The organism is Rhizobium lusitanum (genome assembly GCF_014189535.1).
Lineage (GTDB): Bacteria > Pseudomonadota > Alphaproteobacteria > Rhizobiales > Rhizobiaceae > Rhizobium > Rhizobium lusitanum_C.
In genome coordinates, this window is record NZ_CP050308.1 from 650,804 (window position 1) to 672,156 (window position 21,353).

General features: G+C 60.7%; 20 protein-coding genes and 1 pseudogene. 12 read left to right on the plus strand and 9 right to left on the minus strand.

From position 1 onward, the window contains the following. Nucleotides 1-7: 7 nt before the first annotated feature. From HB780_RS16965 to HB780_RS16990, 6 genes are all read right to left on the minus strand, one after another. The gene (locus HB780_RS16965) at nucleotides 8-532 is read right to left on the minus strand and encodes a GNAT family N-acetyltransferase (RefSeq protein WP_183693971.1); all 525 of its coding nucleotides are present in this window, start codon (nucleotides 530-532) and stop codon (nucleotides 8-10) included. A 1-nt stretch (nucleotide 533) separates the two neighbouring features. Beyond that, on the minus strand, nucleotides 534-1,865 hold the full coding sequence (locus HB780_RS16970) for a bifunctional folylpolyglutamate synthase/dihydrofolate synthase (RefSeq protein ID WP_183693974.1): 1,332 nt from the start codon (nucleotides 1,863-1,865) through the stop codon (nucleotides 534-536). A gap of 175 nt (nucleotides 1,866-2,040) precedes the next feature. Beyond that, complete coding sequence (locus tag HB780_RS16975; RefSeq protein WP_183693977.1) at nucleotides 2,041-2,802, minus strand: ABC transporter permease; 762 nt, start codon at nucleotides 2,800-2,802, stop codon at nucleotides 2,041-2,043. Further along, nucleotides 2,799-3,725 carry an ABC transporter ATP-binding protein gene (locus HB780_RS16980; RefSeq protein ID WP_183693980.1) on the minus strand — a complete coding sequence of 309 codons (927 nt, stop codon included), beginning with the start codon at nucleotides 3,723-3,725 and terminating at the stop codon, nucleotides 2,799-2,801. The genes HB780_RS16975 and HB780_RS16980 overlap by 4 nt, the downstream gene beginning before the upstream one ends. A 394-nt stretch (nucleotides 3,726-4,119) precedes the next feature. Then, on the minus strand, nucleotides 4,120-4,374 hold the full coding sequence (locus HB780_RS16985) for a hypothetical protein (protein WP_183693983.1): 255 nt from the start codon (nucleotides 4,372-4,374) through the stop codon (nucleotides 4,120-4,122). A gap of 84 nt (nucleotides 4,375-4,458) precedes the next feature. Next, nucleotides 4,459-5,703: an extensin-like domain-containing protein gene (locus HB780_RS16990; RefSeq protein ID WP_183693986.1), complete on the minus strand. Its 1,245-nt coding sequence runs from the start codon at nucleotides 5,701-5,703 to the stop codon at nucleotides 4,459-4,461. Between the two features lie 251 nt (nucleotides 5,704-5,954). Here HB780_RS16990 and HB780_RS16995 point away from each other — a divergent pair, with 251 nt between their 5' ends. From HB780_RS16995 to HB780_RS17015, 5 genes are all read left to right on the plus strand, one after another. Next, the gene (locus tag HB780_RS16995; RefSeq protein WP_007696590.1) at nucleotides 5,955-6,344 is read left to right on the plus strand and encodes an acyl-CoA thioesterase; all 390 of its coding nucleotides are present in this window, start codon (nucleotides 5,955-5,957) and stop codon (nucleotides 6,342-6,344) included. 7 nt (nucleotides 6,345-6,351) lie between these two features. Next, nucleotides 6,352-6,942, plus strand: a complete 591-nt coding sequence (locus HB780_RS17000; RefSeq protein WP_183697191.1) for a hypothetical protein — start codon at nucleotides 6,352-6,354, stop codon at nucleotides 6,940-6,942. A gap of 130 nt (nucleotides 6,943-7,072) precedes the next feature. After that, nucleotides 7,073-8,632: an SEL1-like repeat protein gene (locus tag HB780_RS17005; protein ID WP_183693989.1), complete on the plus strand. Its 1,560-nt coding sequence runs from the start codon at nucleotides 7,073-7,075 to the stop codon at nucleotides 8,630-8,632. Between the two features lie 94 nt (nucleotides 8,633-8,726). Continuing rightward, nucleotides 8,727-9,908, plus strand: coding sequence for an SEL1-like repeat protein (locus tag HB780_RS17010; protein ID WP_183693992.1), 1,182 nt, complete (start codon nucleotides 8,727-8,729; stop codon nucleotides 9,906-9,908). Nucleotides 9,909-10,006: 98 nt separating this feature from the next. Further along, nucleotides 10,007-10,405, plus strand: coding sequence for a tetratricopeptide repeat protein (locus tag HB780_RS17015; RefSeq protein WP_183693995.1), 399 nt, complete (start codon nucleotides 10,007-10,009; stop codon nucleotides 10,403-10,405). A 16-nt stretch (nucleotides 10,406-10,421) separates the two neighbouring features. Here HB780_RS17015 and HB780_RS17020 read toward each other — a convergent pair. Beyond that, a pseudogene (locus HB780_RS17020) lies at nucleotides 10,422-10,685 on the minus strand (phytanoyl-CoA dioxygenase family protein); the annotation flags it as partial. 145 nt (nucleotides 10,686-10,830) lie between these two features. Between HB780_RS17020 and HB780_RS17025 the strand changes: the two are divergent. Then, the gene (locus HB780_RS17025) at nucleotides 10,831-11,670 is read left to right on the plus strand and encodes an RDD family protein (RefSeq protein ID WP_183693998.1); all 840 of its coding nucleotides are present in this window, start codon (nucleotides 10,831-10,833) and stop codon (nucleotides 11,668-11,670) included. 103 nt (nucleotides 11,671-11,773) lie between these two features. Then, nucleotides 11,774-12,310 (plus strand): hypothetical protein, encoded by a 537-nt coding sequence (locus HB780_RS17030; RefSeq protein ID WP_286203125.1) that lies wholly within the window; start codon nucleotides 11,774-11,776, stop codon nucleotides 12,308-12,310. Between the two features lie 55 nt (nucleotides 12,311-12,365). Here the strand turns inward: HB780_RS17030 and HB780_RS17035 are convergent, their stop codons facing one another. Further along, nucleotides 12,366-13,616, minus strand: a complete 1,251-nt coding sequence (locus HB780_RS17035; protein WP_183694001.1) for an MFS transporter — start codon at nucleotides 13,614-13,616, stop codon at nucleotides 12,366-12,368. 281 nt (nucleotides 13,617-13,897) lie between these two features. On the opposite strand from HB780_RS17035, the gene uvrB reads away from it, so the two are divergent. From uvrB to HB780_RS17055, 4 genes are all read left to right on the plus strand, one after another. Beyond that, nucleotides 13,898-16,732 (plus strand): excinuclease ABC subunit UvrB, encoded by a 2,835-nt coding sequence (uvrB, locus tag HB780_RS17040; RefSeq protein ID WP_183694004.1) that lies wholly within the window; start codon nucleotides 13,898-13,900, stop codon nucleotides 16,730-16,732. A gap of 104 nt (nucleotides 16,733-16,836) precedes the next feature. After that, complete coding sequence (locus HB780_RS17045; protein WP_183694006.1) at nucleotides 16,837-17,283, plus strand: SRPBCC family protein; 447 nt, start codon at nucleotides 16,837-16,839, stop codon at nucleotides 17,281-17,283. 143 nt (nucleotides 17,284-17,426) lie between these two features. Continuing rightward, nucleotides 17,427-18,485 carry an adenylate/guanylate cyclase domain-containing protein gene (locus tag HB780_RS17050; RefSeq protein ID WP_183694009.1) on the plus strand — a complete coding sequence of 353 codons (1,059 nt, stop codon included), beginning with the start codon at nucleotides 17,427-17,429 and terminating at the stop codon, nucleotides 18,483-18,485. A gap of 444 nt (nucleotides 18,486-18,929) precedes the next feature. Next, nucleotides 18,930-19,142 carry a cold-shock protein gene (locus tag HB780_RS17055; protein ID WP_007696646.1) on the plus strand — a complete coding sequence of 71 codons (213 nt, stop codon included), beginning with the start codon at nucleotides 18,930-18,932 and terminating at the stop codon, nucleotides 19,140-19,142. A 351-nt stretch (nucleotides 19,143-19,493) separates the two neighbouring features. Here the strand turns inward: HB780_RS17055 and dusA are convergent, their stop codons facing one another. Beyond that, complete coding sequence (gene dusA / locus HB780_RS17060; RefSeq protein WP_183694012.1) at nucleotides 19,494-20,507, minus strand: tRNA dihydrouridine(20/20a) synthase DusA; 1,014 nt, start codon at nucleotides 20,505-20,507, stop codon at nucleotides 19,494-19,496. A 141-nt stretch (nucleotides 20,508-20,648) separates the two neighbouring features. Between dusA and HB780_RS17065 the strand changes: the two genes are divergently transcribed. Further along, nucleotides 20,649-21,344 (plus strand): fumarylacetoacetate hydrolase family protein, encoded by a 696-nt coding sequence (locus HB780_RS17065; RefSeq protein WP_183694015.1) that lies wholly within the window; start codon nucleotides 20,649-20,651, stop codon nucleotides 21,342-21,344. Nucleotides 21,345-21,353: the final 9 nt, after the last annotated feature.

A 21,353-nucleotide genomic window follows, 5' to 3' on the forward strand; every position in this document is an offset into this window, starting at 1 on the left:
CGCGATGCTAGATCAGCAGCGACAGGTCATCCCAGACGAGGACGATGTTTTCGGATCGCCAGACCGGGCCGGGATCGGTGTAATGCCCGGCCATTCGCCCACCCAGAAACTGATAGAATGCAATCGCCGGATCGTTGCCGACGACGACGCCGAGCGCGGCGCCGGGATAATTCAAGGTAGCTAAATGTAGCGCCAGTTCGCGCATGAGGCGGCGACCGATACCCTGACGCTTGATGGCGGGATCGACGTAGAGCGATCGTATCTCTCCCCGCCCCTCGAAAATAGCCAGTGACGGCGCACCGGCCGCGCCAATACCGACCAAACACCCATTCTGTTCAGCGAGAAGCACCAGTTGATCGCGACCTGGCTCGGACAAGGTGGCCGTCCATCTCGCTCGCCGGAAAGCTTCATCCATGATGCGAAAGGCTTCGGGCGTGGCCAGCTCCCGATAGGTTTCCCGCCAGACTGCGAGGTGCAGGCGGGCTATCGCTGCGGCATCCTCGGGAAGAGCCGGCCGAATTGTAATTTCCATCTCAATCGGCCCCTTTCAGCACGACGCCTCGCAGCGCGCCCACCAGATAGAGCGACCCGGTCACGAGGATCCAGCCGCCATCTTCCGATACCTTCACCGCAGCACGGTCCAGCGCCTTGCGCGGATCAGGCTCGGCTTCGCAGGCCATTCCCATGGATGTTGCCAGCGTTGCCAATTCATCGGTCGGATGAGAGCGGCCGGACCCGGACGCTTCCGTAAAGACGGCATAAGCGACATATCGGGACAGGACCGTCAGGAAGCCCTCTGCATCCTTGTCGGACGCCAGCGCGACGATGGCCACGCATTGGCCGCTGATGTCGGAAGAGCGCCTGATATCACGCAGGACAGCCTCGATATTGAACGGAACATGAGCGCCGTCCATCACCATCGGCACCACGCGCCGCGCGGTAGTCGACACGGAGGGAAGCGTGAAAGCAAACTGCTCCATCCGCCCAGGCAGACGCGCACTCTCCCTGACAGTCTGATCGAGCAGCCATGCACCGATTGGCGCGCCTGTTTCAGCGCCCCCGCGCGCGCATTCGCCCTGTTGTCCCAAATGATCGAGAACCAGACCGACCAGCGCAGCATTCTTGTCCGCGATCGTCACATCCTCGGCAACGTCCGTGCGCAATACGCGACAACCGAGTTCATCGGCACGCTGCTGCAAGACACGACCGGCAGCGTCCGTGGCGGGGAGCGTAGTGGCAAGCGTCGCGCCGGGTTTCAAGATACCGACCTTCTCGCTCGCGATCGCTTCGCGCGTTGTCCCAAGAATTTCCGTATGCTCGAGTTCGATATTGGTAAGAATGGCAACTTCACCGAAGACCACATTGCTGGAGTCCAGGCGGCCACCTAGCCCAACCTCAACCACGGCCCAGTCCAAACCGGCATCCCTGAAGACAACAAAACCGGCGGCTGTTATCACATCGAACCAGGTGGCGTCCTCGCCCGGCGTTGCCTCGCGCTTTGCGGCTTCGTAGCTGTCCAGCACCTTTTCCAGCGCTTCCGCCAAACGGTCGTCACCGACCTCCTCGCCCAACACACTGATGCGCTCGTTCACATGGTCGACATGCGGCGAGGCATAACGGCCGACCCGCCATCCCGCCCGCAGTAAGGCGGCGGCGACCAGCGCGCAAACGGACCCCTTGCCCTTGGTGCCGGCGACATGGATGGCGCGGAAACTCTGGTGGGGATTGCCCAGCCGCTGCATGAGATCGAGCATCGGCTCAAGGCCAACCCGCATCTCCCCGCGCGGCTTGCGCTCCCAATTGGTCAACCGGTCGAGGCGCGAGAGAACATCGGGCAGTAAATGCTGCTGGGGGACTAAGGGCATGGAACACCTGCAAAAAGGATCGACTTGAATGCCCGGGCATGCTGCATGGCCGTCATCTCGCCCCCGCTTCCCGATGACCTACCACCCTGCTCCGCCTGCGACATGGGCGCGAAGTTTATGAGCCGCGAGAACCGCGATTGCAACCGTGATGTTTGCGGAAAAAACGCTCTGCCGATCAGCTCCTCAACCGATACCCCGTCTTGAAAATCCACCAAAGGGTCGCAAGGCAGATGACGAGAAATAGCGTGATCATGGCAAGGCTCAACACCGGGTTGACGTCGGCAATGCCATAAAAGCTCCAGCGAAAGCCGCTGACGAGATAGAGTACAGGATTGAGATGACTGACCGCCTGCCAGAAGGGGGGCAGCATATTGATGGAATAGAAGCTGCCGCCAAGGAAGGTCAGCGGCGGCACGACCAGCATGGGAATGAGGTTGAGCTGCTCGAAATTCCCGGCCCAGATGCCGATCATGAAGCCGAGCAGGCTGAAGGTTACCGCCGTCAGCACGAAAAACAGGATCATCATGAACGGATGTTCGATGGTGATATCGACGAAGAAGTTGGCCGTCAGCAGAATGATCAGCCCTATCAGCATTCCCTTGGTCGCAGCCGCGCCGACATAGCCAAGCACGATTTCCGTCATGGCAACGGGTGCGGACAGAACCTCGTAGATCGTGCCTGAAAATTTCGGGAAGTAGATGCCGAAGGAACCGTTGCTGATGCACTGGCCGAGCAGCGTCAGCATGATCAGTCCCGGCGTGATGAAAGCCCCATAGGAGACGCCTTCCACCTGTGGGATGCGCGAACCGATCGCGGCGCCGAAGACGATGAAATAAAGCGACGTCGAGATGACCGGCGAGACGACGCTCTGCAACAGCGTGCGGCGCGTGCGCGCCATCTCGAAACCATAAATAGCCTTGATCGCCTCGAAGTTCATTTGCTCTCTCCTACCAGCGATACGAAGATGTCCTCGAGCGAACTCTGCCGCGTCGACAGGTCCTTGAAATGAATGCCCTCAGCCGACAGGCGTGACAGCAACACCGCTATGCTCGATTGCTCATGTTCCGCATCGAAATCGTAGATCAGCGTCGTGCCGTTCGGCCCCAGCGAGAGACCATTGCCGTCGAGGCAAGGTGGGACAGCATCCAGAGGCTCGGTCAAGTCGAGAATGAGCTGCTTGCGGCCAAGCTTGGTCATCAGCGTCTTCTTATCTTCCACCAGCAGCAGCTTGCCACCATTGATGACACCGACGCGGTCGGCGATCTCTTCGGCTTCCTCGATATAATGCGTCGTCAGGATGATGGTGGTGCCGTTGGCGCGCAGCCGCTCGACAACGTGCCACATATCCTTGCGCAGCGTCACGTCGACGCCCGCCGTCGGCTCGTCGAGAAAGAGGATCTCCGGCTCGTGCGACAGCGCCTTGGCGATCAGCACACGCCGCTTCATGCCGCCGGAGAGCTGGCGCAGCATGTTGTCCTTCTTGTCCCAGAGCGACAGGTCGCGCAGGACCTGCTCGATATGAGCCGGATCAGGCTTCTTGCCGTGCAGGCCGCGTGAAAAGCTCACCGTGTTCCATACAGTTTCAAACAGGTCGGTGGTCAGCTCCTGCGGCACCAGCCCGATCATCGCGCGCGTGGCGCGAAACTCCTTCACCACGTCGTGACCGCCGACAGTCACCATGCCCCCGCTCGGATTGGCGATGCCGCAGACGATGGAGATCATCGTCGTCTTGCCGGCACCGTTCGGTCCGAGCAGCGCCAGGATTTCGCCCCGTTCGATATCGAGGTCGATACCTTTTAGCGCCTGAAACCCATTAGAATAGGTCTTGGTAAGATTACGAATGGAAATGATCGGGGCCATGATGCAGGCAAAGTCCGGCTTTGTGATTATTTTCGCGGCGTTTGCTCGCTATATAGCCGGGAACAGGCTTTTACCATCCCGCATGACGGAACAGTGCGTTCGCCTAAACGAATAGGTTGTCATCAAACCGTGACTTTGGTCGGGCATATCTTTGGCTAGGTGAGCAACGGCTGTCGCAACCCCGCCCAATGCCTCTTGGCGACAGTGTCAGCGCCGATGATACTTGAAGACTGATTGCCCTCGTATCCATATTGCATGCATCATTGCGCGATATAGTTTTTTCTGGAGCCAGCAAAGATCCCCTGTCCTAGCTGAGCACCACTACAGCCGGCCCTCGTGCCGGCTTTTTTTTTTGCCGGCTAAGTATCGATCAATCGCTAAAAAGGGCAGCGGATTACCAGCTGCCGTTCACGCCGCAACCGGCCGGCGGAAGCGTCTTGTTCTCGAAGCGAGCCTTCAGCATCGCGCAGCCCTTTTCGCGGATCGGGCCTGGCATCATCGTGTTGAGACCGATGCCGACTTCATCGAACGGATCGTCGGCATAAGCGACATAGGCATACCAGCGGCCGCCGATCACGAGAACGATCGCAACCAGGGCCGCGATCAGCGCCTTCCCAAAGCTTCCCTTCCTTCTCGGAACGTCTTCCATCGAATAATTCTCCTACTTTAGCGAGCCGTAGTTAACTGCGATTCCCCTTAGGGGTAAACCGCGTTTGTCCCGGCAAACCGGCTGTTACATGCTGCAGTAACGCCGCCCGCCCTTGCGATCCCTGAGATCGAAGTGGAAATGATTCCAGTGTTCGGCGTTGCTGCCCGGACCGAGCACGGTGTCGAAATAGCGGCAGCTATCGCTGCGCACCGCCTTCAGCAACCGCCCCTCGCGGAAGGAGAACAGACCCTTCTTGCGCACATCGATCACATGCCCACTCTTCAGGATGAAGGTGCCGATATCGATGGCGTTGCCATGCGCATGTTCCGACATCGGATTGTAGCGCTGCCGGCTATTGTTCATCCGTCGGCAGGAATAGCCTCCCATCGGCACGATCGTGCCAATGCCCGACCAGTAGCGCGTGCGCGCCGCCGGCGCCAATTCGTTTTTTACCCATTTGGCGAAGGCGAGCGTCACCTGGCAATTCAGGGTCACAGCCGGCCTGACGGCAATATTGCCAGAGAGGCCACTCAACGAAACCGGGTAAGGAACCTGGCAGGCTGCGCCGTTGGAGATCGCCGGCTTGTCGGTATAAGCGACACCCATGCGCTGCAATTCTTGTCGGCAGGCGATTTCCGAAGCTGGCATCATGCCTGGCAATGACTGCGGCGCCTCCATCTGCCGGTCGATCCGCGGCATTGGATTGTCGACGCGGGGCAACATTGCCACCTGCGTGTCCGGCTGTTGCCGGCGGATCGGCGACTGGTTCAGTTCAGCCTGCGCGGCCGGGCGCTGAATGATAGATCGGTTGGTCTGCACCGGCGCGTCTGAGCCGATGCCATCGACAACCGGCTGTTCGGTCTGGCCTTCGGCAATGTTCTGCTCTTCTTCCTGCGCCAGCCCGACAACCGACCCGGATTGGGTCTCCTCGTCCGGTCCGACGCCGAGCTCGGCATCCATGTTGACGCCTTGGGACGGCATGTTCGACTGTCTTGTCAGACCTTGCTCGACATCCGTGGTGGTGACGGCCTCGTCACTGCCGCTTGTCGGCAGGCGCCCTTGCTTGGCCGCCGGCAATGACGCTGCATTTTGCGGATTGCCGGAGGCATCATAGGTGTTGGCATAGTTGGTGGAAGCGGAGTTCACGGGCGCTTGGCCACCTTGATAGGTAAATTGCCGCGATGGCACACTACGGTGCGGCTTGATCGAGCCTACGCGGCTGCTGTCGATGCCCGACGGCGGCACGAGGCTATCGGCCGTACAGGCGACCAGCGCCGACGACAACAGCAATGGCAGCGCCGCCCGCCGCAGAAAGGATAAATACGCCATACTTAGAATCCGCTCTCGCTGCCCCAGCCACGGTCGACAACACTTACGAAGATTAAATAAAAACGGTGAATGAATGCTTACCGTCCATGTGGCCGTCTATCGGGACGCCCGCAAAAAGCATGAGACCTATAGGGAAAGGTTACTTTCGAGCGCGATTGACTGGTGACGAAACATTGACGGAGCTTTCCCATTCCGGCGCGATTGCGTAGGTTGAATACCGGAATCAAGCCTTGATCGATAGGAGCGAGTGAATGAACGACAGCCCCAAGCCGAGAGGCGAGTTGACCCTGCGCACGCTGGCCATGCCCGCCGATGCCAATCCCGCCGGCGACATCTTCGGCGGCTGGGTCATGGCGCAGATGGACTTGGCGAGCGGCATCCGCGCCGCCGAGCGCGCGCGCGGCCGCGTCGTCACAGCCGCCGTCAAGGAGATGGCGTTCGAACTGCCGGTGAAGATCGGCGATACGCTGAGCGTCTATACCGAAATTGAACGCGTCGGTCGCACCTCGATCACGCTCGTCGTCGAAGCCTGGGCGCACCGTTCGCGCTATAACCAGATGGAGAAGGTCATCGCCGGGACGTTCATCATGGTCGCGCTCGACGAAAACGGCGCGCCGAAACCGGTTCCCGCGGAGAGCTGACAGGATGATGGAAGCCGCGCGGACGCCGGAGGTTTACGTCTATATCAGGACGGTCATGAGCATGGTCATCGGCCTTTCGCTCGCCCAGCTCCTGACGCGGCTCGCCGGCTTCGTGCAGGCGCCAGGCAAGCACCGCGTCTATCTCGTCCATCTCGGCTGGGTGCTGTCGATGTTCCTGTTCATCATCCATTTCTGGTGGTGGGAATATCGGCTGCAATCCGTGGCCGAGATCAGTTTCGGCGTCTACCTCTTCCTCATCTGCTTCTGTTGCCTGTTCTATTTCCTCTGCGTGCTGCTGAACCCTCCCTCGATCGAGGACTATGGCGGCTTCGAGGAATACTTCATCTCCCGCCGCCGCTGGTTCTTCGGTCTCCTCGCCGTCACCTATGCCGTCGATCTCATCGACACGCTGCTCAAGGGAGAAACCTATTTCCGATCGCTCGGGTGGGAATATCCGACCCGCAACATCGTCTACATCGTCCTTTGCATCATCGCCGCTATCACCGCTAACAGACGCTTCCAGGCCGCCTTCGTGATCATCGGCTTGATCTATCAAATCACCTGGATCTTCCGGCAATATGACCTGCTGCCGGGATAGAAGCAGTGATCCGTCATGGGGCGCGATCACAAGAAAACACCCTTCATCCCCAGACCTTGCCACCATCGGCCAAGACATCGCCATATTGTTCAGATCGATTGCGCCTCAGCGCGGGCGGGGAGAGTAAGCTTTGAAAATCGGAAGATTGGCATTTGGACTGGCGATAGCCCTTTCGCTGGCGCCACTTGCTCATGCCGAAGATCCAGCCCCAGCATCCGGCGATACATCGATCTCGCTGAAATATTGGATCCAGTTCGCAAAGGACGGCAATGCCACCGCCCAATATGGCCTCGGCTATCGTTACGCCAAGGGCCAGGGCGTAGAGCATGACGACGCGCAGGCCGTGCAATGGTATCGAAAGGCTGCCGCGCAGGGGAATGTGCAGGCTGAATATGCCCTCGCCTATATGTATTCCAACGGCCTCGGTGTCGATAAAGACCTGAAACAGGCGAACGCCTGGTATCGCAAGGCGGCAGAACAGGGCTATGCCAACGCCCAATATGCCATCGGCTATTCCTATGCCAATGGCCGTGGCATGGATGTCGATAACGAGCAGGCGGTCGGCTGGTATCAAAAATCCGCCGCTCTCGATCAAGCACAAGCGCAATATGCACTCGGCTACATGTACGCGCAGGGGCTCGGGGTGCCCAAGGACGATGCGATAGCGCTCAGCTGGTATCGCAAATCGGCCGATCAGGGGCGCAGCGATGCGCAGTATGCGCTCGGGTACATATACGAAAACGGCCTTGGCACGGCTGCGGACCAAAATCTGGCGATCGACTGGTATCAAAAATCTGCGGATCAGGGTGACCCCCAGGGCGAATATGCGCTCGGCTACGCCTATACCAACGGCCGGGGCGTCGATCAGGACGATGCTCTGGCTTATTCCTGGTACAAGAAATCCGCCGAGCAGGGCCAAGCCGACGCGCAATATGGGCTTGGCTACAGCTTCGCCAACGGCCTCGGCGTTCCCCGGGATTACAAGCTGGCGCTGCAATGGTATCGCAAGGCGGCTGATCAGGGCCGCGCCGATGCGCAATATGCCGTCGGCTATCTCTATGCCAACGGCAAGGGCGTTGCGGTCAACAACGACGTCGCTGTCGAATGGTACCGCAAAGCCGCTACTCAAGGCGACGCGCAGGGCGAATACGCCCTTGCCACCATGTATACCGGCGGCCGTGGCCTTTCCAAGGACGATGGCAAGGCGCTGGAATGGTACCGAAAATCAGCCGCGCAAGGCCATCCGGACGCGCAATATGCGCTCGGCTATATCTATGAGAAGGGTCAAGGCACGGCGCCGGACAAAGGCCAGGCAGCCACCTGGTATCGCAAGTCCGCCGACCAGGGCAGCGCGGGAGGCCAGTATGCCCTCGGCTATCTCTATTACAATGGCAGTGGCGTTCCCAAGGACTATGCGCTAGCCGCCGACTTCTTTCGCAAAGCCGCAGAACAAGGCAACGCCCGCGCCCAGTATGGCCTCGGCTCCATGTACTATAATGGCGACGGCGTGCCGAAGGATATCGGCCAGGCCACCAACTGGTTCCACAAGGCAGCGAGCCAGGGACTGCCGGAAGCGCAGCATAGCCTGAGCTATTTGGCAGCCAACGGCGAAGAACCGACCACGAAGACCAGCCAGGGCGAAACACCTGGCTGGATCATTCTCCAGATACTGGCGACGCTGTTGCCATGAGCCGATCATGTATGCGCGCGGAGGCGCCTTGCGCCCTCGCCCGCCACATTATTTAGTATTCACACACAAAAGACGACTGATTGAGGGGTAGATTTTGCATTTCAAGCGAGCGGCCATCGCACTGTTCTTCGCGCTGGCATCCAGCGGCCTTGCCCATGCCGATATCGGACAAAATGCCTATGACCGGGGCGACTACAAGGCGGCGCTGGATTATTGGCGCCCGCTCGCAAACAAGGGCAATGCGGCGGCACAATTGAAGCTCGGCGAAATGTACAAGCTGGGCGATGGCATCGAGAAAGATCTCAAGCAGGCTCTCAAGTGGTATCGCAAAGCAGCCGAGCAAAGCAATGCGAAGGCCGAATTCGATCTCGGCGCCATGTACGACAAAGGCGAAGGCGTCGCCAAGGACCATGCACAGGCCATTCTCTGGTACCGCAAGGCCGCCGATCAAGGCTATGCCGACGCGCAATACAATCTTGGCATCATGTATGACGAGGGCGAAGGCGTGCCTAAGGACAGGACCCTGGCTTTCGTCTGGTACAGCAAGGCGGCCGAACAGGGAAATGCCGACGCGCAGTTCAATGTCGGGGTGATGTACGACAACGGCGATGGCGTCGATCAGGACAAGAGCCAGGCCATCGCCTGGTATCGGAAGGCCGCCGACCAGGGCAATGTCGATGCCCAATATAATCTCGCCATCATGTATGACAGCGGCGAAGGCATGACCAAGGACAGCGGTCAGGCCCTCGCCTGGTATCGCAAAGCGGCCGACCGAGGCAAGGTCGAGGCGCAATACAACCTCGCGGTCATGTACCGCGACGGCGCCGGTGTGCCCAAGGATGGTGCTCAGGCCCTCGCTTGGTTCCGCAAGGCCGCCAACCAGGGCGACGCCGACGCGCAATATAATCTTGGCACCATGTATGCCGATGGCGATGGGATCGCTGAAGACGACGCCGAAGCCATCACCTGGTTTCGCAAGGCGGCGGATCAGGGGGACGTCGAGGCCGAATATAACCTCGGCGTGATGTATCGCGACGGAGAAGGTGTTGCGAAGAACGGTCCCGAAGCGGTCGGCTGGTTCAAAAAGGCGGCTGCCGAGAACTACGCCGACGCGGCTCTCAATCTCGGCGTCATGTATCGTGATGGCGACGGCGTGCCCGCGGATCGGGTGAAGTCCCTGGAGTGGTTCAGCCGGGCCAAGGCCATGAATGGCGACGATAATGAGCCTGATGGCAACGAGGATATGCCGTTGCAGCGGAAAAGCATTCCGATCTGAGGTGAGCGGACAAACAAGGCCGTTCCCAATCTTGCCCAAGCACCGGGGAATAGGCCTAGCTCTTGCATGAACTGGAATCACAAATGGGAGATCGCCGGATGCGGCTCAAACAGATAGGCCTCGGACTGACGCTGACACTCTTGATCGCCTTCCATGCCCATGCCGAGGATGGTCAAGCAGCCTATGACAAAGGCGATTACGGCAGCGCCCTTTCCTCCTGGCAGCCCCTGGCGGACCAGGGAGACGCGACCTCGCAGGACAATCTCGGCAGCCTCTATGCCCTGGGCAAAGGCGTTCCACAGGATTATGCCCAGGCCATCGCCTGGTTTGCCAAAGCCGCCGATCAAGACCTGCCCAAAGCGCAATTCCACCTCGGCTACGCCTACCTTCGCGGCGACGGCGTCACCAGGGACCGCAACATGGCGATAGCCTGGTTCCGCAAAGCCGCCGCTCAAGGGTATGCGCCAGCACAGAGCATTCTCGATCAGTTGAACTGAGCGGAAAGGTTCTCACTCACAGCATATCCCCAAGCGTCCAATGGTTACTCCATCGGGCGTCGATCTCATCCTCGACATTCTGGTAGCGAATGTCGGTCGACAGGCGCAGGCGGCCAAGCAGCATGATATCGCCGGCTTCGTAATTGTCGGCAAGCCAGCGCGTATCGAAACGCTCCGCAATGTCGGGCAGATCCTTTGAGACCCAACTGCCTTCCATCATCTTCTTGTTGAAGGCGCAGACGCGTTCCCCCAGCGTAAGCGGCGCAGTCTTACCCATAAAATTTCAAGAGTGGAGCCCTGCGCTGAAATGCAGCAGTGACAGCAGTACAAAAATGAAACGAAATGATCACGGATAGCTGCGCGACGAAGTTGATCGATTGCCGGGGCGGCGTAGCCTAACGCTTCGGATCAGAATCGGAGACCTCATGAGTGCCGCACCACAATTCAGCAGTCTACCGCCGCGGCATTTCTGGCGACGGGTGGTCGCATATCTTGTCGATGTCATCATCATTGAGATTGCGCTGGTTATCCTGTTTTTCGCACTCTCGATGGTGACGCCGTGGAACCTGAGCATCCCGTTCTTCCAGAATAGACAATGTTCGCCGGCTGCATCCGGACCTCTTGCCGAGAAGGTCGAAGCACAATGGCCGCTGAAACCGGGAGAAACGCGCGTCAATGAACTCTGCCATATCTCCTGGCTTGGCAGCGAGGGCTATGACCTATTCATCTCATCCGTCTCATCGCACGATGGCGCGATGACCTACACCCGATCGTTTTCAGCTGCGGTCGATAAAAGCGGCAACCCCGTGGATTCGGGGACGGCCGTCAACACACTGATGTCCGTGGTCGTGCTGCTCATCATGCCGCTCGCCCTCGCTTATGGCTCGGCAAACGGCCGCCGTACGCCCGGAAAACGCTTGCTGTCCCTCCATGTCGCGACGGTCGACGGCGGACCGCCCGGGCTCAGCACGGAGTTGAAACGCGAAGTGCTGAAATTCCTGCCGATCGTCATCCTCGCCCTCCTCAATATCATCTGGTTCTTCGTCCCGAAACCGGTGCAGACCGATTTCGACCACCTCATCCAGCAGATGATTCAGCAGGCGCGTGATGGCAACATCGTCGCAGCCGGCGGATCAACGGTTTCCGGTTCGCTGACCCTAATCGTCCTCATCTTAGGCCTCATCTGGTGGATTTACCCCCTGATCGTCTGGCGCGGCCAAACCCTTTATGATCGCTTCAGCGGCTGCAAAGTGATGAAGGCCTGAGCCACTACGCCTCATCTTTGCCGCAGATGCGGCATTGCTACATCGGCTCGATGGGTGAAGAATACCGCTGCCTCCCATCCTAGCCGCCAAGGGGTCGACCATCGTGACCAAGACTTCCGTTGCATTGCTCTCATCGCTTCTTCCACCGCTCCGTATGGGGCTGCTGGCCGTCGCCTTCGTCCTGCCGCTCTCGCCCCTGCCCATGGCATCCGCGCAAGCACAGGCGGCGCCCGGCTCCTGCTGGTCGCTGCTGCAAAGTAAGTTCGGTCCGCAAATCGAGAAATCGGTGAACGAGGCCGACCCCTGCAAGAAGCTGCCTGGGCTGGATCACAAGGAAAAATTCGAGGTTAAATCGATAGATGTATGCAGCGCGCCCGGAGGCGTACAGATCACGGCCCATGCCGATATCGCCTGCAAATCACATGGCGTGCTACAGGCAACGGTGAAGGGACAGCTGGAAGCCTCGGTGACGGTCGATGTCGGCGCTTGCCGCATCACCGATTCGCATGTCGGCATCAGCGGTCCGATCGGCGACCTGATATCCTCGGTCGGGGGCATCCTGATATCCTCGGTCGGGGGCATGCAGGAGCTTGCCCGCGGTTTCGCGCAGGCGAAGATTTCCGAGATTTGCGGCAAATAGATTGGAGGCCGGCGGCATTAAGCCGCCGGCCACGCTTCGATGAGGGCGCGGAGATTTAAGTCTGCGTCACGCTCCGGGGCTCCTCCACCCCTGTCTCGCCGAAGCGAATATCCTTCTTCTCGAAACCGAAGCCGGCAAGCACCGCCACCACGGCAGCGACGATAACCGCCACGATTAATAACGCAAAAGCATAGTCACCGTTCCAATGCATCGCCAGGCCCGCTTGAATCGACGCATTGCCCGAGGCCAGCAGATTGCCGAGCTGATAGGCAAAACCCGGGAACGTGCCGCGTATCTCATCCGGCGACAGCTCGTTGAGATGCACCGGCACGATGCCCCAGGCACCCTGCACGAAGAACTGCATCAGGAAGGCGCCGACGGCGAGCATGACCGGCCCATGCGCATAAACCCAGAGTGGCGCGATCGGGATCGCCAGTAGCGCGGCTATAACGATGCCCCGCCGCCGACCGATGCGCTGAGACAGCGCGCCGAATGTCAGCCCACCAATCATCGCACCGATATTATAGACAATGGCGATGGCGCCGACGGTGTGGCTGTCATATTGACGCTGGGTTTCGAGGAAGGTCGGGTAGAGATCCTGGGTGCCGTGACTGAGGAAATTGAACGCCGTCATCAGCAATACCGCCCACAGGAACAGCGGAATGTTCTCACGCAACACCGTGAAGAACGGCCGTTGCGGCTTTTTCTGCCGCTCCACGAAAGCCGGCGATTCCTCCACGTTGCGGCGGATATAGAGCACCAGCAGCGCCGGCAGAGCGCCGACCATGAACATGCCGCGCCAGCCGATCACCGGGAACAGCAGAAAGAACACGATCGAAGCCAGCAGATAGCCCGAGGGATAGCCGGCCTGCAGGATACCGGACACGATACCACGCGCCTCCTTCGGCACGGTCTCCATCGTCAGCGACGCGCCGACACCCCATTCCCCGCCCATGGCGATGCCGAAGAGCGCTCGCAACACGAGGAACATGGTCAGGCCGGTCGAAAAGCCGGTGAGGAACTCGAACACCGAATAGAGCAGCACGTCCGCCATCAGCGTCGCGCGCCGGCCGTATTTGTCAGCGGCATAACCGAAAATCAGTGCCCCGAGCGGCCGCATGGCGAGCGTCAGGAAGATCGCCACCGCAACGGCCGGAACATCGGTATGAAACTCCTCCGCTATATGCTTGAGAACGAAGACCAATATGAAAAAATCGAATGCATCCAACGTCCAGCCGAGATAGGCGGCGATGACGGTGTTGCGTTGCTGGGGGGACAAAGAACGTAAGCTATCCAATGCGGTCATCATAATCCTCCGACCGGATGGCGGCGGCGAGGCGGGCAAAGTCCGGATGCCGTCGAAGCTGGGGGGACCCGGCGTGAGCCGGGCATGTCGACGTTGCGGCCGGCTCCTCCCTTGGCGCCTGTGAGGATCGCGCTACGCCGACGAGATCAGCGATAACGCACCAGCCAGCTTTGGCTTGTAACATATTTGACATATTGGGCGAATGGAAAAATCCGCTGCTTGTTTCCCTTTTGTACTCTTCCCCCCTTCACATCGGCGTTGACTCTCGCCATATTCGCCCGATGGCCAGATCACCGAAAAAGTCCCCCGCCCCGACCGGTTTCGAAGAGGCGCCGCAAGCACCGTTTGAAGGCGCGCCGCTCAGCGGCGGTGTCGCCGACTGGGTGAAGCAACTGGAATCGGAAGCCGAGACATCCGGCATCGAGACGCAGCGGCAGATCGCCTCGAAGGCCGGCAAGCACCGCAAGAAGGTGGAAATCGCCGCCTCCAAATCAGCACGCGGCACGTCCATGGGCGGCTCGACCGATCCGAAGACGCGCGCTGCCGCCGGTCTGAACCCGGTCTCCGGCATGGACACCTCGCTGGAGAATGCCGCCAATGCCGGCACTGCGGTGACAGCGACGGTCGAGGCGCTATCGGCGCTGATCGAGAGCGGCAATCCGCTCTTCAAGGACGGCAAGCTCTGGACGCCGCACCGCCCTGCCCGACCAAGTAAATCCGAAGGTGGCATCCCGATCCGCATGGTCTCGGACTATGAGCCCGCCGGCGACCAGCCGACCGCCATCCGCGATCTCGTCGAGGGTCTCGACAATGGCGACCGCAGCCAGGTGCTGCTCGGCGTTACCGGCTCCGGCAAGACCTTTACGATGGCCAAGGTGATCGAGGCGACACAGCGCCCCGCCGTCATCCTCGCGCCGAACAAGACGCTGGCCGCCCAGCTCTATTCCGAATTCAAGAACTTCTTCCCCGACAATGCGGTGGAATATTTCGTCTCTTATTACGATTATTACCAGCCGGAAGCCTATGTGGCGCGCTCGGATACCTTCATCGAGAAGGAATCCTCGATCAACGAACAGATCGACCGCATGCGCCACTCGGCGACGCGCTCGCTGCTGGAGCGCGACGACTGCATCATCGTCGCTTCGGTCTCCTGCATCTACGGTATCGGCTCGGTCGAGACCTATACGGCCATGACCTTCCAGATGAATGTCGGCGACCGGCTGGACCAGCGGCAATTGCTCGCCGACCTGGTGGCGCAGCAATACAAGCGCCGCGACATGGACTTCATTCGTGGCTCCTTTCGCGTACGCGGCGACACGATCGAAATCTTCCCGGCCCACTTGGAGGATGCCGCCTGGCGCGTCTCCATGTTCGGCGACGAGATCGACAGCATCACCGAATTCGACCCGCTGACCGGCCAGAAGACCGGCGACCTGAAATCGGTGAAGATCTATGCCAATTCACACTATGTCACCCCGCGCCCGACGCTGAACGGCGCCATCCGCCATATCAAGGAAGAGCTGAAGATCCGCCTCGCCGAGCTGGAAAAGGCCGGCCGCCTGCTGGAGGCGCAGCGCCTGGAGCAGCGCACCCGCTACGACGTCGAAATGCTGGAAGCCACCGGCTCCTGTGCCGGCATCGAAAACTATTCGCGCTACCTCACCGGCCGCAACCCTGGAGAGCCGCCGCCGACCCTGTTCGAATACATCCCCGACAACGCCCTGCTGTTCATCGACGAGAGCCATGTCTCGGTCAGCCAGATCGGCGGCATGTATCGCGGCGACTTCAGGCGCAAGGCGACGCTGGCCGAATACGGTTTCCGCTTGCCCTCTTGCATGGACAACCGGCCGCTGCGCTTCGAGGAATGGGACGCCATGCGCCCGGACACGATCGCCGTGTCGGCGACCCCAGGCGCATGGGAGATGGACCAATCCGGCGGCGTTTTTGCCGAACAGGTCATCCGCCCGACCGGCCTGATCGACCCGCCCGTCGAAGTCCGCTCCGCCCGCAGCCAGGTCGACGACGTGCTCGGCGAAATCCGCGAGACCGCCGCCAAGGGCTATCGCACCCTCTGCACCGTGCTCACCAAGCGCATGGCCGAGGACCTGACTGAATATCTGCATGAACAGGGCGTGCGCGTCCGCTACATGCACTCCGACATCGACACGCTGGAGCGCATCGAGATCATTAGGGATCTGCGTCTGGGCGCCTTCGACGTGCTGGTCGGCATCAACCTGCTGCGCGAAGGTCTCGACATTCCCGAATGCGCCTTGGTCGCCATCCTCGATGCCGACAAGGAAGGCTTCCTACGCTCCGAGACCTCACTGATCCAGACCATCGGCCGTGCCGCGCGTAACGTCGACGGCAAGGTCATCCTCTACGCCGACAATATCACCGGCTCGATGAAGCGGGCGATGGAAGAAACCAGCCGCCGCCGCGAAAAGCAGACGGTCTATAACACCGAACACGGCATCACGCCGGAATCGGTGAAGGCGAGGATCTCCGACATTCTCGACAGCGTCTACGAGAAGGACCACGTCCGCGCCGATATCGGCGGCGTCTCCGGCAAGGGCTTCGCCGATGGTGGCCACCTCGTCGGCAACAATCTGCAGGCCCATCTCAACGCGCTGGAAAAAGCCATGCGCGACGCCGCCGCCGATCTCGACTTCGAAAAGGCCGCGAGACTGCGCGACGAGATCAAGCGCCTCAAGGCCGCCGAACTCGCCGTCATGGACGATCCGATGGCAAGGGAAGAGGCGAAGAGCCTCGAGGGGAAAGGTCCGTCATCCTCGAGCAAGCGCAGCGCGAGCCCGTCATCCTCGGGCTCGACCCGAGGACCGGCTGCGGCAGAGGCAAACTCCGATCAATCGACCTCCTACTTCGCCAAACCAAGCCTGGACGAAATGGGTCCTGGCAGCGACGCCGGCACGCCGCTCTTCCGCAAAAACAGCCTCGACGAAATGACCGTCGGCCGCACGGAAAAGCCGGTGATCGGCAAGGTGCCGGACAAGCCGATCATTCGGGCGAAGCCGGGTGTCGGGTCCTATGAGGATGCGGTGGACGAGAAGCAGCGCAAGAGCCGCACAAAGGGCAAGACGGGGCGTCCCGGGCGGTAGGATACACGCTACCCTTGTTGAGTCCGCGCTTTTGCCTACATGCTGCCGGGTGAGGAGACGCCCCGCCAAGCGGGGTAAAGCGACAACAACAATGGGAGAGAGACATGCAAGAGGCCCTCGTCGTTCGCCGCGAGACACATATCGCGGCTCCGCCCGCCGCCGTGTTTGCCCTGCTGACCGATCCGGAAAAGATACTGCGCTGGATGGGAACGGAGGCGCAGATCGAGCCTCAGCCGGGAGGGCTCTATCTCGTCAATGTCACCGGCGCCCGTTTTGCGCGCGGCTCCTTTCGCGAGGTGGTGCCGGTACATCGCCTCGCCTACAGCTTCGGCTGGGACGGCAGTGAAATCGTGCCGCCTGGGTCGAGCCTGGTCGAGATCGACCTGATCGAACAGCCGGACGGAACATTGCTGCGCCTGACCCATACCGGCCTGCCCAATGCCGACCAATGCGCCGGCCATGCGGAAGGCTGGGCTCATTACCTCGGTCGTCTGGCCGAGGTCGCGGGCGGGCGCGAGCCGGCTCCGGACCCTTGGTCCGGCAGGGTGTGACGGCTTTCCGCTTTCGTTCCTCTTGAGCCGATGGCCCTTCCCGGGTGATCGGCGCTTCTTGCGCACCCGTGCGAGAGGGCGGGCACAAACACCATTACCATGACGCGGATGACAACCCTTGACTGCCGTGCCATGATCGCGGCATGGATCTGCCCACCCCCCTTGCCTGGCTGGTTGACGAGGCCGGCACCTCGCCCGGCCCTGAATCCTTCCTGGCCGAACTCGGTAGACGGCTGCTGGCCAACGGCCTGCCTCTGGCCGGCGGCGCCCTGACGCTGGCGGTGCCGCATCCGATCATTGCCCGCCGCACCTGGCTATGGCGCGCGGAAATCGGTGATGTGATCGAGGCGCTGGGTTTCGCCGGCAGTCCGCTCAGCCATGCCGGGCACGACTGGCTGGCCGGCCTCGGCCCGGTGCAGGAAACGACGATCGGCGCGGCGCTGGACAGTCCGCTGCTGGGCTGGGCCGGAACCCGGCCCTTCAGCCCCGCCGAGACCAACCGGTTGCACGAGACCGCACGCTTTGCCGCCGCCCCCTTGGCCGCCCTCGCGGCGCGCGCGGCGCTGTCAGCACTGCTCGAGGCCTATCTCGGCCGGCGCAGCGCCGCCCGGGTGCAGGCCGGCTCGCTTTCGCGCGGCACCGGCGAGACCATCCGCGCCGCCCTGCTCTGCGCCGATCTGCGCGATTTCACCGCCCTGTCCGAAGTGACGGAGCCGGCGGCAGTGATCGCTATCCTCGACGCCTGGTTCGACCGCGTCACCGGCTCGGTGAACGCCTTCGGCGGCGAGGTGCTGAAATTCATCGGCGACGGCGCACTGGCGATTTTCCCGGTCACCGGCACACCGGGCGAAGCCTGCGACGCAGCACTGCGCGCGGTCGAAGCCGTCCGCGCCGGCATGACCCATCTCGATGGCGTGCGGCAGACGCAAGGGTTGCCGCCGCTCCCCTTCGGCATGGCCCTGCATTTCGGCGAGATACTATGGGGCAACATCGGCGCCGCCGACCGCCTGGACTTCACCGCCATCGGCCCCGCCGTAAACCTGGTCAGCCGCCTCGAAGGCCTCTGCAAGCCGCTTGGCTACAATGTGCTAATTTCGGGCGCGGTTGCGGCGGAGACGAAAATGGCTTTGATGCCGCTGGGCGAGCATGAGTTGCGGGGGATTGTGGAGCCTTGTGCGGTTTTTACTTTGGTGGAGGATTGAGGCCGGTAGTGGCACAACCAAAATTGAGTCAGTAGCGACCAGGTTGAATTTAAATCCCCAACTCAATCAAGGTGCACGTCAGCAATGCTTTTCGTGTAAATAGCATTTAGCTATACGCTTTCTGGCGGCGATCGTGATGCTCTCCTTTCCAACCCCTTGAAATCCCCCTCCAATCCCTCTTCTTTCTTGGCTCCGTCCTAATATTCCCTCTTGCCTTTTCCCGAAAATCCTGTCACCCATATTGCGCTCGGGCATTTGCATGCCGGTGACTGGACTGATTTGGCAATGCCGACTGCGCGAGGCAGCCTCAGGGGGTTAACCTCTGCGTAGACGTTCTTTCCCCGTTCGTGAACTTCTCGACTGGCTTTCGCATTTTGCGGGGGCAAAGCCGTCCGGGAGTTTTCCGGACAGATATTCAGACTGTAGGGAAAAGGACTATCCCAAATGGCCACCAAGGGCATCGTAAAATTCTTCAACCAGGACAAGGGCTTCGGCTTCATCACTCCTGATGGCGGCGCTAAGGACGTATTCGTTCACATCTCCGCTCTCCAGGCTTCCGGCATCCAGTCGCTCCGCGAAGGCCAGCAGGTCACCTTCGACACCGAGCCGGATCGCATGGGCAAGGGCCCGAAGGCTGTCAACATCCAGGCTTCCTAAGTCTTAGTTGATACCAAAGACGAGATTTCGAACGGCGTGGTGCAAACCGCGCCGTTTTTTGTTGCGTGGGATGGGGTAACGGCAGGCTCAGGATCCTATCTCGCCCCTGGCGGGCGAGAAAGTAATTTCACTGGTTTAGGAATTGCGAACCCGGACGCTCTACATGCTCAAAACTCAGCGCAATTTCTAAGCCAGTGAAATTGCAAGAGCGGGGGTCACGTTCTTGAACAACATAGTCAGGGTTTTCGTGCGTCCCTGCCTACCCCATCTCTTGCAAAATCTAGCACTTAGCTGAAGCTAAATGCTGATTTTGCTTTCTCGCCCGCAAGGGGCGAGATAGGGCATCCCGCATCAAGCGCTCGCCTGCTCCGCATCCCCACCAAAATCCACCGCCGCAAACGCCGCCGCGATCACCTCAGGCCCTGCCCCCGGCTTGTTGGCGTCGGTTGAGAGGATCTGGCGGTAGCGGCGGGAACCCGGCAGACCGGTGAAAAGGCCGACCATGTGGCGGGCGACGTGGTGCACGCGGCCGCCATTGGCGATGTGGCGTGCGGTATAGGCCATCATCCGGTCGCGCAGATCATTCCAATCCGGCTCGACGGCTGCTTCGCCAAAGAAACGATGGTCGACATCGGCGAGGATGGCGGCGTTCTGATAGGCCGCGCGGCCGAGCATGACGCCGTCGACATGAGCGAGATGCCCTTCCGCCTGATCCAGCGTCTGGATACCGCCGTTGATTCCAATGAAAACATCGGGCCAGCGCTGCTTCATGCGGTAGACGATATCGTAGTCCAGCGGCGGGATCTCGCGATTCTCCTTCGGCGACAGGCCCTTCAGCCAGGCCTTGCGGGCATGGATCCAGATGGCGTCGGCACCGGCATCGAGCACCCGCGTGATCAGCTCCGGCAGCGCCTGTTCCGGCTCCTGCTCATCAACGCCGATGCGGCATTTCACTGTCACCGGCGCCCTGGACACCGCCTTCATCGCCGCGATGCACTCCGCCACCGTCTCCGGCGTCAGCATCAGGCAGGCGCCGAAAGTGCCCGACTGCACGCGATCCGAAGGACAGCCAACATTGAGATTGATCTCGTCGTAATTGTAAGCCTCGGCGATCTGCAAGGCGGTAGTCAGCTTGACGGGATCGGAGCCGCCCAGCTGCAACGCGACAGGATGTTCGCTGACATCATGCCCCAGCAGCCGATCGCGCGGCCCATGGATGATCGCATCCGCCACCACCATCTCGGTATAGAGCAGCGCATTGCGGCTAATCTGCCGGTGCAGATACCTGCAATGCCGGTCAGTCCAGTCGATCATCGGGGCCACCGCGAAAATCTTGCGGCCGTTGTTCAGGGCGTCAGCGTACATGGGAAACCTTTCTGCCCGCGATCTACACCAAAACCTTCTCCAAGGCCAGTTTTCCCGGCGGCAACAATGATGCTAGGTTGACCACCGGAGTCGGAGGGCAGCACGTCTTCCAGATACAGACAGGATAGTTGAAAAGTAGCCATGACCGAATCGCTTGCCACAGTCATTCCCCTGCCCGCACCCGTGCTGCTGCCGATCGAGGGTGAGGATGCCTTCTTCCCAGTGCGCCGTGTCTATTGCGTCGGCCGCAACTATGCCGACCATGCGATCGAGATGGGCCATGACCCCAGCCGCGAGCCGCCCTTCTTCTTCCAGAAGAACCCGGACAACCTGCTGGTGTCGGGCGATTTCCCCTATCCGCCGCTGTCCTCGGATGTGCATCATGAGGTCGAGTTGGTGATCGCGCTTAGAAGTGGTGGCGCCGACATTCCGGCCGAACGCGCCCTGGACTGCATCTACGGCTATGGCGTCGGCATCGATTTCACCCGCCGCGACCTTCAGGGCGAGGCCAAGAAGCTTGGCCGCCCGTGGGAAATCGGCAAGGCCTTCGAACATTCCGCGCCAGTCTCGGCGCTGGTGCCGGCAACCCAGGTCGGCCATCCCGACAAGGGTGGCATCTGGCTGATGCGCAACGGCGAGGCGGCGCAGCGCGGCGACCTCCAGCAGATGATCTGGAAAGTGCCTGAGATCATCGCCGAACTGTCAAAACTCTTCACGCTGGCGCCCGGCGACATCATCCTGACCGGCACGCCCGCCGGCGTCGGCCCCGTCGCGCGCGGCGACAGAATTACCTGCGCCGTCGATGGCGTCGCAACGCTGGTGCTGAACGTGGTTTGATCGCAAGGA

What these genes read in the sequence shown, in the direction of transcription:
- HB780_RS16965 (WP_183693971.1), bottom strand. Translation starts at nt 532, where the DNA reads ATGGAAATTACAATTCGGCCGGCTCTTCCCGAGGATGCCGCAGCGATA.
- HB780_RS16970 (WP_183693974.1), bottom strand. Translation starts at nt 1,865, where the DNA reads ATGCCCTTAGTCCCCCAGCAGCATTTACTGCCCGATGTTCTCTCGCGC.
- HB780_RS16975 (WP_183693977.1), bottom strand. Translation starts at nt 2,802, where the DNA reads ATGAACTTCGAGGCGATCAAGGCTATTTATGGTTTCGAGATGGCGCGC.
- HB780_RS16980 (WP_183693980.1), bottom strand. Translation starts at nt 3,725, where the DNA reads ATGGCCCCGATCATTTCCATTCGTAATCTTACCAAGACCTATTCTAAT.
- HB780_RS16985 (WP_183693983.1), bottom strand. Translation starts at nt 4,374, where the DNA reads ATGGAAGACGTTCCGAGAAGGAAGGGAAGCTTTGGGAAGGCGCTGATC.
- HB780_RS16990 (WP_183693986.1), bottom strand. Translation starts at nt 5,703, where the DNA reads ATGGCGTATTTATCCTTTCTGCGGCGGGCGGCGCTGCCATTGCTGTTG.
- HB780_RS16995 (WP_007696590.1), top strand. Translation starts at nt 5,955, where the DNA reads ATGAACGACAGCCCCAAGCCGAGAGGCGAGTTGACCCTGCGCACGCTG.
- HB780_RS17000 (WP_183697191.1), top strand. Translation starts at nt 6,352, where the DNA reads ATGGAAGCCGCGCGGACGCCGGAGGTTTACGTCTATATCAGGACGGTC.
- HB780_RS17015 (WP_183693995.1), top strand. Translation starts at nt 10,007, where the DNA reads ATGCGGCTCAAACAGATAGGCCTCGGACTGACGCTGACACTCTTGATC.
- HB780_RS17025 (WP_183693998.1), top strand. Translation starts at nt 10,831, where the DNA reads ATGAGTGCCGCACCACAATTCAGCAGTCTACCGCCGCGGCATTTCTGG.
- HB780_RS17035 (WP_183694001.1), bottom strand. Translation starts at nt 13,616, where the DNA reads ATGACCGCATTGGATAGCTTACGTTCTTTGTCCCCCCAGCAACGCAAC.
- uvrB (WP_183694004.1), top strand. Translation starts at nt 13,898, where the DNA reads ATGGCCAGATCACCGAAAAAGTCCCCCGCCCCGACCGGTTTCGAAGAG.
- HB780_RS17045 (WP_183694006.1), top strand. Translation starts at nt 16,837, where the DNA reads ATGCAAGAGGCCCTCGTCGTTCGCCGCGAGACACATATCGCGGCTCCG.
- HB780_RS17050 (WP_183694009.1), top strand. Translation starts at nt 17,427, where the DNA reads ATGGATCTGCCCACCCCCCTTGCCTGGCTGGTTGACGAGGCCGGCACC.
- HB780_RS17055 (WP_007696646.1), top strand. Translation starts at nt 18,930, where the DNA reads ATGGCCACCAAGGGCATCGTAAAATTCTTCAACCAGGACAAGGGCTTC.
- dusA (WP_183694012.1), bottom strand. Translation starts at nt 20,507, where the DNA reads ATGTACGCTGACGCCCTGAACAACGGCCGCAAGATTTTCGCGGTGGCC.
- HB780_RS17065 (WP_183694015.1), top strand. Translation starts at nt 20,649, where the DNA reads ATGACCGAATCGCTTGCCACAGTCATTCCCCTGCCCGCACCCGTGCTG.